At 65.6% G+C, this 14,519-nt stretch carries 12 protein-coding genes; 6 read left to right on the top strand and 6 right to left on the bottom strand.

Annotation, left to right across the window (positions count from 1 at the left end; translation table 11 throughout):
• The first annotated feature begins 158 nt into the window (after positions 1 to 158).
• Together A7X12_RS06845 and A7X12_RS06840 are read left to right on the top strand one after the other, a co-directional pair.
• Complete coding sequence (locus A7X12_RS06845) at positions 159 to 1,664, top strand: acetyl-CoA hydrolase/transferase family protein (RefSeq protein WP_064310920.1); 1,506 nt, start codon at positions 159 to 161, stop codon at positions 1,662 to 1,664.
• An 82-nt stretch (positions 1,665 to 1,746) separates the two neighbouring features.
• Positions 1,747 to 4,065 carry a GH92 family glycosyl hydrolase gene (locus A7X12_RS06840; RefSeq protein WP_064310919.1) on the top strand — a complete coding sequence of 773 codons (2,319 nt, stop codon included), beginning with the start codon at positions 1,747 to 1,749 and terminating at the stop codon, positions 4,063 to 4,065.
• 31 nt (positions 4,066 to 4,096) lie between these two features.
• Here the strand turns inward: A7X12_RS06840 and murA are convergent, their stop codons facing one another.
• The gene (gene murA, locus A7X12_RS06835) at positions 4,097 to 5,380 is read right to left on the bottom strand and encodes a UDP-N-acetylglucosamine 1-carboxyvinyltransferase (RefSeq protein WP_064310918.1); all 1,284 of its coding nucleotides are present in this window, start codon (positions 5,378 to 5,380) and stop codon (positions 4,097 to 4,099) included.
• A 150-nt stretch (positions 5,381 to 5,530) separates the two neighbouring features.
• Here murA and A7X12_RS06830 point away from each other — a divergent pair, with 150 nt between their 5' ends.
• Positions 5,531 to 6,238 carry a Crp/Fnr family transcriptional regulator gene (locus A7X12_RS06830; protein WP_064310917.1) on the top strand — a complete coding sequence of 236 codons (708 nt, stop codon included), beginning with the start codon at positions 5,531 to 5,533 and terminating at the stop codon, positions 6,236 to 6,238.
• A gap of 81 nt (positions 6,239 to 6,319) precedes the next feature.
• Here the strand turns inward: A7X12_RS06830 and clpS are convergent, their stop codons facing one another.
• The 3 genes from clpS to A7X12_RS06815 all read right to left on the bottom strand — a co-directional run bounded on the left by clpS (position 6,320) and on the right by A7X12_RS06815 (position 9,431).
• A complete protein-coding gene (gene clpS, locus A7X12_RS06825) occupies positions 6,320 to 6,652 on the bottom strand; it encodes an ATP-dependent Clp protease adapter ClpS (RefSeq protein ID WP_064310916.1) in 333 nt (110 codons plus the stop codon).
• 163 nt (positions 6,653 to 6,815) lie between these two features.
• Positions 6,816 to 7,574 (bottom strand): phasin family protein, encoded by a 759-nt coding sequence (locus tag A7X12_RS06820; protein ID WP_064310915.1) that lies wholly within the window; start codon positions 7,572 to 7,574, stop codon positions 6,816 to 6,818.
• 120 nt (positions 7,575 to 7,694) lie between these two features.
• Positions 7,695 to 9,431 carry a PHA/PHB synthase family protein gene (locus A7X12_RS06815; RefSeq protein WP_064310914.1) on the bottom strand — a complete coding sequence of 579 codons (1,737 nt, stop codon included), beginning with the start codon at positions 9,429 to 9,431 and terminating at the stop codon, positions 7,695 to 7,697.
• A gap of 130 nt (positions 9,432 to 9,561) precedes the next feature.
• Between A7X12_RS06815 and A7X12_RS06810 the strand changes: the two genes are divergently transcribed.
• Together A7X12_RS06810 and A7X12_RS06805 are read left to right on the top strand one after the other, a co-directional pair.
• Positions 9,562 to 10,770 carry an LL-diaminopimelate aminotransferase gene (locus A7X12_RS06810; RefSeq protein WP_064310913.1) on the top strand — a complete coding sequence of 403 codons (1,209 nt, stop codon included), beginning with the start codon at positions 9,562 to 9,564 and terminating at the stop codon, positions 10,768 to 10,770.
• A gap of 190 nt (positions 10,771 to 10,960) precedes the next feature.
• A complete protein-coding gene (locus tag A7X12_RS06805) occupies positions 10,961 to 11,383 on the top strand; it encodes an acyl-CoA thioesterase (protein ID WP_064310912.1) in 423 nt (140 codons plus the stop codon).
• Here A7X12_RS06805 and A7X12_RS06800 read toward each other — a convergent pair.
• A complete protein-coding gene (locus A7X12_RS06800) occupies positions 11,380 to 11,682 on the bottom strand; it encodes a hypothetical protein (protein ID WP_157105521.1) in 303 nt (100 codons plus the stop codon). The genes A7X12_RS06805 and A7X12_RS06800 overlap by 4 nt on opposite strands.
• 72 nt (positions 11,683 to 11,754) lie before the next feature.
• On the bottom strand, positions 11,755 to 12,237 hold the full coding sequence (locus A7X12_RS06795) for a winged helix-turn-helix transcriptional regulator (protein WP_064310910.1): 483 nt from the start codon (positions 12,235 to 12,237) through the stop codon (positions 11,755 to 11,757).
• A gap of 135 nt (positions 12,238 to 12,372) precedes the next feature.
• On the opposite strand from A7X12_RS06795, the gene A7X12_RS06790 reads away from it, so the two are divergent.
• Positions 12,373 to 14,460: a RelA/SpoT family protein gene (locus A7X12_RS06790; RefSeq protein WP_064310909.1), complete on the top strand. Its 2,088-nt coding sequence runs from the start codon at positions 12,373 to 12,375 to the stop codon at positions 14,458 to 14,460.
• Positions 14,461 to 14,519: the final 59 nt, after the last annotated feature.

Below are 14,519 nucleotides of genomic sequence, written 5' to 3'. Positions count from 1 at the left end.
GCTCGCCGCGCGCGCTCCCGCATCGGATATCGCGCGTATGCGATGCGCGACCCGTGCGCCGGCTGCATCCACCCATACCAAGTAGGTAATTGCAACAATTGCACGCGCCTCGGTAGGGCTGCATCGCCGCCAATGATGCAGCCCCCCCGAGAGGATCCATGAGCAGAATCGCGCACCCCGGACTAGCCGCCAAGGTCACTACCGCAGAGCACGCCGCCTCGTTCATCGCCGATGGCATGACCGTGGGCATGAGCGGCTTCACCGGCTCCGGCTATCCCAAGGCGGTGCCGACGGCGCTCGCGGCCCAGATCGAAGCGTCGCACGCCGCCGGCCATCCGATGCGCCTGAAGGTGTGGACCGGCGCTTCGACCGGCCCGGAACTGGACGGCGCGCTGGCTCGCGTCGACGGCATCTCCGCCCGCCTGCCCTATAATTCGGACCCCATCGCCCGCGAGAAGATCAACGCGGGCGAGATGGACTATGTCGACCTGCACCTCAGCCAGGTCGCGCCGCTCGCCTGGGAAGGCTTTCTCGGCCAGCTCGACGTCGCGGTGATCGAAGTCGCCGGCATCCGCGAGGACGGATCGCTGATCCCGTCGAGCTCGGTAGGCAACAACAAGACCTGGCTCGATGTCGCCAAGCGCGTGATCCTGGAGGTCAACCATTGGCAGAACCCCGCGCTGGAGGGGATGCACGACATCTATTACGGCACCGCGCTGCCGCCGAACCGCGTGCCGATCCCGCTCACCGCGCCCGATCAGCGCATCGGCCAGCCGACGCTCCGCTGCGATCCGCACAAGGTGATCGCCGTGGTCGAAACCCATTCGCCCGATCGCAACCTGCCCTTTGCCGCTCCCGATGCAAGCGCGCTCGCGATCGCGCAGCACCTGATTGAATTCTTCCGTCACGAGGTAGGCAAGGGGCGCCTGCCCCCGTCGCTGCTGCCGCTGCAATCGGGCGTGGGCAATATCGCCAATGCGGTGCTCGCCGGGCTGCTGACCGCGCCGTTCGAGAACCTCACCGCCTATACGGAAGTGCTGCAGGACGGGATGCTGGACCTGCTCGCGGCGGGCAAGCTGCGCATGGCAAGCTGCACCGCCTTCTCGCTGAGCCCCACCGCCGCCGAGCGACTGAACGCCGATCTCGACACCTTCCGCGATCGCATTCTGCTGCGCTCGCAGGAGATCAGCAACCATCCCGAAGTGGTCCGCCGTCTCGGCTGCCTGGCGATGAACGGGATGATCGAGGCCGATCTGTACGGCAACGTCAATTCCACCCATGTCATGGGTTCGCGGATCCAGAACGGCATCGGCGGATCGGGCGACTTCGCGCGCAACGCCTATATCTCGATCTTCATGTCGCCTTCCACCGCGAAGGGCGGGGCGATCTCCGCGATCGTGCCGCACGTCTCCCATGTCGACCACATCGCTCAGGACGTGCAGGTGGTGGTGACCGAGCAGGGGCTGGCCGATCTGCGCGGGCTTGCGCCGCGCAAGCGCGCCGAACAGGTGATCGAACGCTGCGCCCACCCAAACTACAAGCCGATGCTGCGCGACTATTATGAGCGCGCGCTGGCCGGCAGCTATGGCAAGCAGACGCCGATGCTGCCGGGCGAGGCACTCGCCTGGCACCAGCGGTTCATCGATACGGGATCGATGCTGTAGGCGGTTGCGGCTTCGCCCCCGTAGCGGGCGAAGCCATGCGGCCGGGCTTCCGTCCTCAGCTTCGCTCGGTTAAGCCTTGGCAATGCAGGGGACCTTTCAGCGCACCGCGCTTGCACTCGCCGCCACGTCGCTTCTCGCGGCGCCGCTTGCCGCCCAGACCGGCTATGAGCATGCCGATCCACTGGTCGGCACCGGCGGCGAGGGACATACATTCCCTGGCGCGGTCGCGCCCTTCGGCATGGTGCAGCTCAGCCCCGACACGGATAGCGGCTGCGAGATCCGCGCATGCTATGGCCATGCCGCCGGCTATCGCTACGACGACCCGACGATCCAGGGCTTCTCGCTGACTCATTTTTCGGGCGCCGGCCATTCGGACCTGGGCGACTTCCTGATCGCACCGGTATCCGGCGACACGGTGCCGCTGGAACCGGGCGATCCGAAAAAGCCGGGCTCGGGCTATCGCTCGCGCTTCACCCATGCCGACGAAGTCGCACGGCCGGGCTATTATGCGGTGACGCTGCAGGACCAGGGCGTCCGCGCCGAAATGACCGCGGGCACCCGCGTGGCGGTGGAGCGCTATGCCTTCCCCGCAGGCAAGGCGGCGCATCTCGTGCTCGACCTGCGCAGCTCGCTCTACAATTACCCGGGCAAGATCCTCTGGTCCTCGGTGCGCGTGCGGCCCGACGGCACGATCACCGGCGCGCGGGAGACGCGCGGCTGGGCGCCGGCGCGCAAGCTGTTCTTCGCGATCCGACCCTCGACGCCGCTCAAGACCCATGCCTTCATCGATACCGAGGGCAAGGTGCCCTATCGCGGCTTTCAGGGCCCCGGCCGCGGCGACGATGGCGTCGCCCAGCTACAGGGCCGCGCGATCGTCGCGCGGCTCGATTTCGGGGTGCTCGATCGGCCGCTGGAACTGCGGGTGGCGCTGTCGAGCGTGGACGAGGATGCCGCGCTGGCCAACCTCGCCAGCGAACCCGGCGACTTCGATGCCGTCCACGCCCGCACCACCACTGCCTGGAAGCAGGCACTCGGCGCGATCGAGGCGCAGGGCAGCGACACGGCGCTGCGCAATTTCTACTCGGCCTTCTATCACACGCTGATGGCGCCCAGCGTCTTCTCCGACGCCGATGGCCGCTATCGCGGGCCCGACGACCAGGTGCACCAGGCCGAGGGCTTCACCTTCCACTCGACCTTCTCGCTCTGGGATACCTTCCGCGCCGAGCACCCGCTGCTGCTGCTCGTCCAGCCCGAAGCGCGCAACCGCGACATCATCCAGTCGCTGATCGCCAGCCGGCAGAACAGCCCGTTCGGCATCCTGCCCGTGTGGCAGTTCCAGGGCCGCGAGACCTGGACGATGATCGGCTATCACGCCGTGCCGGTGATCGCCGATGCGTATCTCAAGGGCCTGCGCGGCTTCGACGGCAAGGCGGCGCTCGACGCGATGGTCGCCAGCGCGACCTACGGCCCCTATGGCGGGCTCGACTGGTACCAGAAGCTTGGCTATGTCCCGATCGACAAGGAGCCGGAAGCCGCCTCCAAGACCGTCGAATATGCCTATGACGACTGGACCATCGCCCGCATGGCGCGTGCGCTGGGCCGCGACGATCTCGCCGCGACCTTCGAGAAGCGCGCGGGCAACTGGCGCAACAGCTTCGACGTGAAGACCGGCTTCCTGCGCGCCCGCAAGAGCGACGGGGCGTACCGTGAGCCCTTCGACCCCACCGCGATCAACTATGGCTCGGACTATACCGAGGGCAATGCCTGGCAATATTCGTGGTTCGTGCCGCAGGACCAGGCCGGGCTGTTCCGCCTGATGGGCGGGGACGCCGCGGTGGTGCGCAAGCTCGACGCGATGTTCGATTTCGACAATTCAAAGATCGACTACAGCCATGCCGAGGACATTGCCGGGCTGATCGGCCAGTATATCCATGGCAACGAGCCGAGCCACCATGTCGCCTATCTGTACAGCTATGCCGGCCAGCCCTGGCGGACGCAGGAGCGACTGAAGCAGATCGTCGACAGCCAGTACAAGCCGACCCCGGACGGGCTCGCGGGCAATGACGATCTCGGCCAGATGTCCGCCTGGCTGGTGTTCACCATGCTGGGCTTCTACCCCGTTGCACCGGGGTCCAACCAATATGTGCTGGGCCGCCCGTTCCTGGAACGCGCGACGCTGACGCTGCCGGGCGGCAAGCGCTTCACGGTGCGCGCGCCGGGGCTGTCGGAAGCGAACCGCTATGTCGGCAGCGTGACGCTGAACGGCCGCAGGCTCGACCGGCAATATGTCACCCACGAGGAGCTGATGCGCGGCGGCGAGCTGCGCTTCGCGATGCAGGCGGCGCCCAACCGGGCGACGGTGCCGGGGGCCGGCCGGCCCTATTCGATGTCGGCCCACTGACCCTCTCCCTCAGGGGAGAGGGCTTTACGCCTCACCCGTCGCCGACGCGCTCGATGTCCGCGCCGACCGCCTGCAGCTTTTCTTCGAGCCGCTCATAGCCGCGGTCGAGATGGTAGACGCGGTTGACCTGCGTCTCGCCTTCGGCGGCCAGGCCCGCGAGGATGAGGCTCATCGAAGCGCGCAGGTCGGTCGCCATCACGGGGGCGCCCGTCAGCTTCTTCACGCCGCGGACGATCGCGGTGCGGCCATGCACCTCGATATCCGCCCCCATGCGGGCCAGTTCGGGCACGTGCATGTAGCGATTCTCGAAGATCGTCTCGGTGAGCGTGCTCGCCCCGTCCGCCTTGCACAGCATCGCCATGAACTGCGCCTGCATGTCGGTGGCAAAGCCCGGGAAGGGCGCGGTGTTGAGCGTCAGCGGGTGGATGCCGTTCTCGGCCGCGATGCGCACCCCGTTCGCGGTTTCCTCGACCGTGATGCCGGCCTCGACCAGCGCATCCAGCGTCGCGCGCATGTCCTCGGCCGAGGCGCCGACCAGCTCGACGTCACCACCGGTGATCGCCGCCGCGCAGGCATAGCTGCCTGCCTCGATGCGATCGGGCATCACCGCATAGGTGGCGCCGTGCAGCCGGTCACGCCCATCGATCTCCAGCGTCTCGGTGCCGATGCCACGGATCACCGCGCCCATCGCGACGAGCAGGTTGCACAGGTCGACGATCTCCGGCTCCCGCGCCGCGTTCTCGAGAACCGTGGTGCCGCGGGCCGTGGCGGCGGCCATCAAGGCATTCTCGGTCGCACCGACCGAGACCACCGGGAAGCGGAAACGCCCGCCGGCGATTCGCCCGCCGGGCGCCGTCGCCTTCACATAGCCGGCGCTGATCTCGATCTCCGCGCCCATCGCTTCCAGCGCCTTGAGATGCAGGTCGATAGGGCGGTTGCCGATCGCGCAGCCGCCGGGCAGCGATACCGTCGCCTCCCCTTCGCGTGCCAGCAGCGGCCCCAGCACGAGGATGGACGCGCGCATCTTCCGCACGATGTCGTAGGGCGCGACGGTCGAGGTCAACCGACTGGCGCGTACCGAGAGCACCCGGCCGAATTCGTTCGGGCGCGTACCCTCTACCGCGGTGGACGCGCCAAGCTCATTCAGTAGATGTCCGAAGCTGTCTACGTCTGCGAGGCGTGGCAGATTTCTGAGCGTGAGCGGCTCGTCGGTGAGCAGCGCACACGGCATCAGGGTGAGAGCGGCGTTCTTTGCGCCGGAAATCGCGATCTTGCCGGCGAGCCGATTGCCGCCACGGATGAGGATACGGTCCATGGCGAGCTTCTAGCCGCTCTGCGCGTACGCGCAAGCGGTGGGCTGCGGGGGAGGCTTGATCGATTTTAATGCACTGATTTCGTTGCGCTGCTTTGCAGGAGGGCCCGGGGGAAAGTGCAGAGCGTGTCAGCCAGTTGTTTTGCCGATGTTTTGAGCGAGTTCATCGCGCTCACGCCGAAGGAGCGCGAGGCGTTGGACGCGCTCGAACTGCGCCAACGGCATATCCGCCGCGGGGCAATCCTGCAGCGTGAGAACGAGCCTTGCGGGGAATTGTTCATTCTTCGCAAGGGATTGATGATGAGCTACGTGCTGCTCGACGACGGCAGCCGCCAGATTCTTCGCTTTCTGTTCCCCGGCGACATGCTCGGCATTTCCTCGGCCATCTATCACGAGGCGCCGGAAACACTCTGCGCCCTCTCGGACACGGTGGTATGTCCGTTCGATCGCGCGGCACTTTCCGACATCATGCGGCAGCACCCCCGCCTTTCGGCGATGATCCTCGTCTACAGTCAGATCGAGCGCGTGGCCCTTACCGACCGCCTCGCCGCGCTGGGCCGCACCAGCGCCAAGGCACGCGTCGCCGCGCTGCTGCTCGATCTGCGCAACCGGCTGCGCGCCACCGACAAATCGATTGACCGCGAATTCACGCTGGGCCTGACGCAGGAAGAGATCGGCGACGCCACCGGCCTCACCGCGGTGCACGTCAACCGAATGCTGCGCCAGTTGGAAGAAGAGGGCATGATCGCCCGCGAGGGCGGCCGGGTAACGCTGCTCGATCGCCCGGCGCTGGCCGGCGCGGCCAATTACGTCAACCGCTATGAGGGCCTCGACCTGCGCTGGCTGCCGCCGGCGCATTGAGCGCCGCGCTCGGCCGACGCGCGTTACGGAAACGCGGGGCGGTGGGCACGCGGCGGACGGGGCGGCCGCGACCGCCCGCGATCACGCCTTTTCGAGCGTGCACTGCAGCGGGTGCTGGTTCTGCCGGGCGAAATCGATCACCTGCGACACCTTGGTTTCGGCCACCTCGTAGCTGAACACACCGCACACACCCACGCCGCGCTGATGGACATGGAGCATCACCTGGGTCGCTTCCTCGATGTTCATCCGGAAGAAGCGCTGCAACACGAGCACGACGAACTCCATCGGCGTGTAATCGTCGTTGAGCATCAGCACGCGATAGGGCGTGGGCTTCTTCGTGCGGGTCCGCGTACGCGTGGCGATGCCGACCGCGTTGTCGTTGCCGCGATCATCCTGGTCGCCGTCCTCGGCCATCCGAATCTGCACTGTACGAAGCTCGACCATAGGCATCGCAAAATATGTCGCACTGCCCCCAAGGGCAAGGCATGCCGACGTACAGTGCGCGTTTTGAGGATAAAAAAGAAAAGGGCGACCGCATCGGCGGCCGCCCCGTCCTTTTGATCGTCGACCAGGCCGATCAGGCGTTGGTCTTCACCTTCTCGACGGCAACCGCGAAACGGTTCGAGATCGGCTGCGCGGCGTCGCCGGCCAGCTTGATCATCGCTTCGGTGTGCTTCGAGGCTTCCGCGACATAGGAGTCGAACGCGCTGCGCATGTAATCGCTCTGCAGCTTGAAGAAGTCGGTCGGCGACTTGACCGAAGCGAGGTTCTTCATCGCGGCGGTCGCGCTTTCGAACGAACGGCGGCTGTAATCGGCAGCTTCCTGGCCCAGGCTCTCGAAGCCCTTCGCAGCGATGCGGCCGGATTCGACCAGCGCCTCGATGTTGCCCTTGGCGAACTCATTGGCTTCTTCGACGAGCTTGGTCGACTTCTCGACGGCAGCCTTGGTGCGCTCATTGAAATCGGCGAAAGCGGTGTGAGCCTGGGTAGTCGCGTTCTCGTACGTGGTAGCCATGGTAGTCGTTTCCTTCGCGGTGCTGGTGGTGACCGCCGGCGCGACGGTCTCTACGGCTTCGATCACCTTCTCGGTCACGGCCTGGGCCGCTTCCGCCGGAGCGGCGATCGCTTCCTCAACGTGGGTCTTCACTTCCTGCGGTGCAGCGGTTTCAGCCGTCTCCGGTACCAGTGCCGCAGCCGGGACGATCGTCTCGGCAACGGGGGGTACGGGCGGCGGCGTAACCGCAGCAGCATCGGCCAGAATCGCGGGCTTGGTAGCGCCGCGTGCCGCCGTCTTGGCGACCGGTTTGGCCGTCGTCTTGGGTCCCTTGCTGGCCATGTGACTAGCTTTCCCTGCCTATTGCTGCAGTGCAGCATATAGAGACTTGGCGTCAGATTTGCAAGCCTCCATTGTGCACTGCACAAAAATGCCGAAACCCGCAGAAATTCGACATCTCTATCAGCGCATTCTTACATATTCCCCTGGCGCCTGCGCAATCGCACAAAGGTTTCCACCTCCTGGAATGCGCGCGCCGCTCGCCGCTGTTTTTGCACCGTTCAACGCTTTCAACCAGTAAATCCAATCCGGCCACCAGCTTCCGGCATGTTCTGTCGCGTGCGCAACGAAGGTTTCGAGCGACTCGGCGGGCTTTGAATTGGTCCAATATTGGTATTTCTTCGCTGCCGGCGGGTTTATTACCCCTGCGATATGACCGGAACCCGCCAGCACGAACTTGTGCGGCCCGCGAAAATGCTCGGTCAACTTCCAGACACTTTGTGGCGGGGCGATGTGATCTTCGCGACCTGCCTGGATATAGGCGGGCGTCTCCACCTTCGACAGGTCGATCGGCGTGCCGCCGATGCTCAGCGCGCCGGGCGCGATCAGCTTGTTGTCGCGGTACAGGTCGGTCAGATAGCTGAGGTGCCAGGTTGCCGGCAGGTTGGTGACGTCCGAGTTCCAGTGGAGCAGATCGAACGGGGCATATTCCTGCCCCATCAGATAGTTGTTGGTGACGTAGTTCCAGATCAGGTCGCGCCCGCGCAGCAGGTTGAACGTCGCCGCCATGTACCGCCCGTCGAGGAAACCATCGGCGCTGAGGCTGCGGATCATCGCCAGCTGATCGTCGTCGACAAAGACGCGCAGGTCACCCGCCTCGGTGAAGTCGACCTGGGCGGTGAAGAAGGTCGCGCTCGCCACCTTCGCCGCCTGCCCGCGCGCGGCGAGTACCGCCAGCGTCGCCGCCAGCGTGGTACCGGCCACGCAATAGCCGATGGTGTGGACGCTCTCGACACCGAGCAGGTCGCGCACGGTATCGATCGCGTCGATCTGGCCGCGTTCGACATAATCGTCCCACACCACGTCCTTCATCGTCGCGTCGGCCGAACGCCAGGAGACGACGAAGACGGTGATCCCCTGCTCCACCGCCCAGCGGATGAAGCTTTTCTCCGGCGTCAGGTCCAGGATGTAGAAGCGATTGATCCAGGGCGGGAAAATGATCAGCGGCGTTTCCAGCACCGCGTCGGTCGTGGGCGAATATTGGATAAGCTCGTAGAGCGGGGTGCGCTTGATCACCTTGCCGGGCGTCATCGCCAGATTGCGGCCGAGCTCGAACGCCCCCGCCGCGGTCTGGGTCATCTGGCCCTTGGCCATATCCTGCAGCATGTGCTGCAACCCCTTGAGCAGGCTCTCTCCCTTGGTCTCGACGATCTTCTCGATCACCTGGGGGTTGGTGGCCGGGAAGTTGGTCGGGCTGATCGCATCGATGAACCCCTTGGTCGCGAAGCGGATCTGGTCCCGCTGCCGGTCGTCGACATGCTCCAGCGCCTCGACATTCTTGAGCATGTGGTCGGCGATGACGAAATAGCTCTGGCGCAGGAAATCGAAGATCGGCTCCTCGCGCCATTGCGGCGCCTTGAAGCGCTTGTCGCGCGCCTGTTCCGGCGTCTCGACGAAGGGCTCGGCGTTGGCCGGATCGAGGAAGCGCTGCCACAGCTGCATCGTGTCCGCCCAGAAGTCGGCGCTGGCGCGCATCGCCGGCGTGGGATCGAGCAGCATGCCGAAGGGCGGCGCGGCGGGCACATGCTCCATCAGGTCCAGCCCGTGCTCCAGCATCATCTGCTGCGCGCGGCCCAATACCCAGGTCCAATGCTGCAACTCTTCCAGGCTGGGCAGGCTCGGCGTGAGCGTATCGGCCATTCGGTCCTCTCCTTTACTTCGCCTTAGCGCAGGCAAAGCAATGCGTCATTCCCGGACGCGCTTTTATGGCGTAGAACGCCTGCACGACACAATTTTGTGTCGCACGCCAAAACCCTTGAAAGTCGAGGAAATGTCCGAAGAATTCTACCGCATCAAGCGCTTGCCTCCATATGTCATCGCCGAAGTGAACGCGATGCGGGCAGCGGCGCGTGCGGGCGGAGAGGACATCATCGATCTCGGCATGGGCAATCCCGACCTGCCGCCGCCCGACCATGTGATAGAGAAGCTGTGCGAAGTGGCGCGCAAGCCCGACGCGCATGGCTATTCGCAGTCCAAGGGCATTCCGGGCCTGCGCCGCGCCCAGGCCAATTATTACGGTCGGCGGTTCGGGGTCGACCTCGATCCCGAAACCGAAGTGGTCGTGACCATGGGCTCCAAGGAGGGCCTGGCCAGCCTCGCCACCGCGATCACCGCGCCGGGCGATGTGGTGCTGGCGCCGAACCCGAGCTACCCGATCCATACCTTCGGCTTCATCATCGCCGGCGCGACGATCCGCGCGGTGCCGACCACGCCCGACGACGCCTATTTCGAGAGCCTCGAGCGCGCGATGAACTTCACCGTGCCGCGCCCCTCGATCCTGGTCGTCAATTATCCGTCGAACCCCACGGCGGAAACGGTGGACCTCGCCTTCTACGAGCGACTCGTCGCCTGGGCGCGCGAGAACAAGGTGTGGATCCTCTCCGACCTAGCCTATTCCGAGCTGTATTTCGACGGCAAGCCGACGCCGTCGATCCTGCAGGTGAAGGGCGCCAAGGATGTCGCGATCGAGTTCACCTCGCTCAGCAAGACCTATTCGATGGCCGGCTGGCGCATGGGCTTCGCCGTCGGCAACAAGCAGCTGATCGCGGCAATGACGCGGGTGAAGTCGTATCTCGATTACGGCGCCTTCACGCCGATCCAGGCCGCTGCCTGCGCCGCGCTCAACGGGCCGCAGGACATCGTCGAGAAAAACCGCCAGCTCTATCACAAGCGCCGCGACGTGATGGTGGAAAGCTTCGCGCGTGCCGGCTGGGAGATCCCCTCCCCCCGCGCCTCGATGTTCGCCTGGGCGCCGCTGCCGCCGGCGCTTGCCCATCTCGGCAGCCTCGAATTCTCGAAGCAGATGCTCACCCATGCGAAGGTCGCGGTCGCGCCGGGCGTGGGCTATGGCGAGAATGGCGAGGGCTTTGTCCGCATCGCGATGGTGGAGAACGAGCAGCGCCTCCGCCAGGCCGCGCGCAACGTGAAGAAATATCTCCAGTCGATGGGCGTCAACACCCCGGCGGCCAACGCCGGGTGATGCCGGCGAGGACAGGGACCGCCTTCGCACGTTGAGAGGACGTGCCCGCGCTGCCGCAACGGCGCGGGCGCGCTTCCCGCACGAGTCACCCGGGCGAGCGGCGGGCGGGCGATGGTGTTCGATCCCGGTACGCGCGGTTGCGGACGCAGCACTTGCGAACCACCCCATGCCCGGGGCATGGCCGCGCGCCATGGCTCGCCCCGGTTTCCCCTTTTCCACGCGCTTCCGCGTCCGCTATTCCGAAATTGACGGGCAGAAGATCGTCTTCAATTCGCGCTATCTGGAATATGCCGATGTCGGCATCACCGAATTCTGGCGCTGGGCCGATCTGGCGGCACTCGGTCCGGCATGGGCCGAAGCCGAATTCAACGTCGTGCGCGCGCAGGTAGAATATAAGCGCCCCTTCCGGTTCGACGATCTGGTGGAGGTGTTCGTCCGCGTCGACCGGATCGGCACGTCCAGCATGACGGTCCGGGTCGATCTCTGCCATGCCGAGACCGGCGAACTCCACGCGGAAGTGGAGCTCGTAAGCGTGCATGTCGATCTGGTGGAACGTCGCGCAACCCCGCTCCCGGACGAGGTGCGTGCCGCGCTGCTGGCAATCCGCGCCTAGACGACGACGTCGGCGAAAGCGCCGCCCTGGGCGCGGCCGAGCTTGCGGCGCATTTCTTCCTCGATCTCGCGACGGATCGCCGCCTGCTTCTCGGGCGGCAGTGCCTCGAACTGGTCCTGCGTCAGGTTGTACCGCTTGAGCACGGCTTCCTTCGTGCGTTCAGCGGGGCTCTTGTGCGCCTCGCGCAGGAACGCCTCAGCCGTATCGTCAAAGGGTGTGCCGGAGGCGCCCTGAACCGGCGACGTTGCCGAAACGCCCTTCACGGCGCTCATTCCCACTGTCGAAATGCTGAAGCTCATGCGCAAATTTCCCTGATGCACCGAAGCATTATAGGCGCCCGCAAGGCCCGGCGGGCAATTCTTGCCGAATACTTACTCGGCCGCGCGCGTTTCCCCGATAGCATCGGGCAATGCCCAGAGCAGGTCCCCCTTCCCGAGCACGCGCCCGTCCTGCGACTGCACCGTCACCGGTGCGATCGGCTTCAGGTCCCGCGCATCGACCAGGATCGGCGAAGCAGGCACGCCGGTTTCCCACCGCTCGCCCCATTGGCGCAGCGCCACCATCGTCGGCAGCAGCGCATGCCCCTTGTCGGTCAGCCGATACTCCACCTTGCGGCGATCATCGGCACAGGGAACGCGGGCGAGGATACCATGTTCGACCAGCCGGGCGAGCCGATTGGCGAGGATGTTGCGGGCAATGCCGAGTTCGCTCTGGAATTCCTCGAAATGGCGCAGGCCGTTGAACGCGCCGCGCAGGATCAGGAACGACCAGCGCTCGCCCATCGCCTCCAGCGCGGCCGGCAGGCTGCATTCCCGCGCCATGGCCCGCAGCGTCTCTCGAACGGCTCCACCCATGCGGCCACCCTATCGCAAAAACGGGGGGTGGGAAACCGGCGCGGCGCAGCACTTCGGCAACAGCGTTGCCGCTAAGCCGCGATTGCACCTTCAAATCGGTTGCAAAAGGCAGACCGGTAACGCCATCTAGGCGCTGTGCTGCGTCAGTATGAACTTGTAGACCGGGTCCTCTCCTACGACCCCGAAGCCGATGAGGCATTGCTCAACCGGGCCTATGTCTTCTCGGTCAATGCCCATGGCACCCAGAAACGGGCCTCGGGCGACCCCTATTTCAGCCACCCGATCGAGGTGGCCGGCATCCTCACCGACCTGCATCTCGATGACGAGACGATCGCGACGGCGATCCTCCACGACACGATCGAGGACACGGTGGCGACGCCCGAGGAGATCCAGCGACTGTTCGGGCCGAACGTCGCCCGCATGGTGGACGGCGTCACCAAGCTCTCCAAGATCGAGGCGCAGACCGAAAGCGAGCGCGCCGCCGAAAATCTGCGCAAGTTCCTGCTCGCGATGTCCGACGACATTCGCGTGCTGCTGGTGAAGCTCGCCGACCGGCTGCACAACATGCGCACGCTCCACTTCATCAAGAAGGAGGAGAAGCGCCGCCGTATCGCGCGCGAGACGATGGACATCTATGCCCCGCTCGCCGAGCGGATCGGCATGTACGAGTTCATGAAGGAGATGCAGACGCTCGCCTTCCGCCAGCTCGAACCCGAAGCCTATGAATCGATCACCCGCCGGCTGGAAAGCTTCCGCGTCGAGGGTGAGGACCGGGTGCTCAAGATCGCCTCGGGCCTCAAGCTGCTGCTCGGGCGCGGCGGCATCGATGCCGAAGTGACGGGACGCGAGAAGCATCCCTATTCGATCTGGAAGAAGATGTCCGAGCGCCATGTCAGCCTCGAACAGCTTTCCGACATCATGGCCTTCCGCGCGATCGTCGACAGCGAGGAGGAATGCTATCGGGCGCTCGGCGCGATCCACCGCCGCTGGCCGATGGTGCCGGGGCGGTTCAAGGATTACATCTCGACGCCGAAGCGCAACGGCTATCGCTCGCTGCACACCACGATCATGCATGCGGGCGACACGCGCATCGAGATCCAGATCCGCACGCGGGACATGCACGCCCAGGCGGAGTTCGGCCTCGCCGCGCACTGGGCCTACAAGCAGAGCTCGGTCCGGCCCGATACCCAGGTCAGCTGGATCCGCGACCTGATCGAGATTCTCGAACATGCCGAGAGCCCGGAAGAGCTGCTCGAACACACCCGCATGGCGATGTACCAGGATCGCATCTTCGCCTTCACCCCCAAGGGCGAGCTGATCCAGCTGCCCAAGGGTGCGACGCCGATCGACTTCGCCTATGCGGTCCACACCGATCTCGGCGACCAGGCGGTGGGTGCCAAGGTGAATGGCAAGGTGGTGCCGCTGCGCACCGAGATCGAGCAGGGCGATCAGGTGCAGATCCTGCGTTCCAAGGCACAGGAGCCGCAGCCCAACTGGCTCAACTTCGCGATTACCGGCAAGGCGCGCGCGGCGATCCGCCGGCATCTGCGCCACAAGGAGCGGGACGAGACGATCCGGCTGGGGCGCAAGCTCTATGAGGACATCGTCGCCCGCCTGCCCGTGGCGCCCGGCGAAGGGGCGCTGGGCGACGCGCTCAAGCGGCTGAAGCTGGCCGACGCGGAATCGCTGATGGAGGCGATCGCCCGTCGCACGCTCACCGACGGACAGGTGATGGAAGCGGTGATGCCGGGGTCGGCGAGCGGTGAGGACGACCAGCTGCCGCCGCAGCACCACGCGATCGACATCAAGGGGCTGACCCCCGGCGTCGCGTTCACCTATGGCGAGGATTGCTGCCCCGTCCCCGGCGACCGAATCCTGGGCGTGCGCAAGCCGGACCAGCCGATCATCGTCCACCGTATCGACTGCCCGAGCCTCGCCGATGTCGAGGAAGCCGACTGGGTCGACCTCACCTGGGGCGACAAGGCCGATGGCGGCGTGGCCGAGATCGCGGTGACGCTGAAGAACGAACCGGGTGCGCTGGGCACGGTCGCGACGCTGATCGGCCAGCACAAGGCCAACATCCTCGGCCTCCGACTGGATAATCGCGACACCACCTTCCACACCAACACGATCGACCTGGAAGTGCGCAACGCCGCGCATCTGATGAAGCTGCTCGCAGCCTTGCGTGCGGCGGACGCGGTGAGCTCGGCCGAACGGGTTTGACGGAATGCCCCATCCTCCCCCGCCAGGGGGAGGTGGCAGGCCGCAGGCATGACAGAGGG

Source organism: Sphingomonas sp. TDK1 (assembly GCF_001650735.1).
Taxonomy (GTDB): domain Bacteria; phylum Pseudomonadota; class Alphaproteobacteria; order Sphingomonadales; family Sphingomonadaceae; genus Sphingomonas.
This window is presented reverse-complemented; position numbering and strand designations above follow the sequence as displayed.

Excerpts from the sequence above, each read along its gene's own strand:
- A7X12_RS06845 (WP_064310920.1), top strand. The coding sequence starts at position 159 with ATGAGCAGAATCGCGCACCCCGGACTAGCCGCCAAGGTCACTACCGCA.
- A7X12_RS06840 (WP_064310919.1), top strand. The coding sequence starts at position 1,747 with ATGCAGGGGACCTTTCAGCGCACCGCGCTTGCACTCGCCGCCACGTCG.
- murA (WP_064310918.1), bottom strand. The coding sequence starts at position 5,380 with ATGGACCGTATCCTCATCCGTGGCGGCAATCGGCTCGCCGGCAAGATC.
- clpS (WP_064310916.1), bottom strand. The coding sequence starts at position 6,652 with ATGGCCGAGGACGGCGACCAGGATGATCGCGGCAACGACAACGCGGTC.
- A7X12_RS06820 (WP_064310915.1), bottom strand. The coding sequence starts at position 7,574 with ATGGCCAGCAAGGGACCCAAGACGACGGCCAAACCGGTCGCCAAGACG.
- A7X12_RS06815 (WP_064310914.1), bottom strand. The coding sequence starts at position 9,431 with ATGGCCGATACGCTCACGCCGAGCCTGCCCAGCCTGGAAGAGTTGCAG.
- A7X12_RS06810 (WP_064310913.1), top strand. The coding sequence starts at position 9,562 with ATGTCCGAAGAATTCTACCGCATCAAGCGCTTGCCTCCATATGTCATC.
- A7X12_RS06805 (WP_064310912.1), top strand. The coding sequence starts at position 10,961 with ATGGCTCGCCCCGGTTTCCCCTTTTCCACGCGCTTCCGCGTCCGCTAT.
- A7X12_RS06800 (WP_157105521.1), bottom strand. The coding sequence starts at position 11,682 with ATGAGCTTCAGCATTTCGACAGTGGGAATGAGCGCCGTGAAGGGCGTT.
- A7X12_RS06795 (WP_064310910.1), bottom strand. The coding sequence starts at position 12,237 with ATGGGTGGAGCCGTTCGAGAGACGCTGCGGGCCATGGCGCGGGAATGC.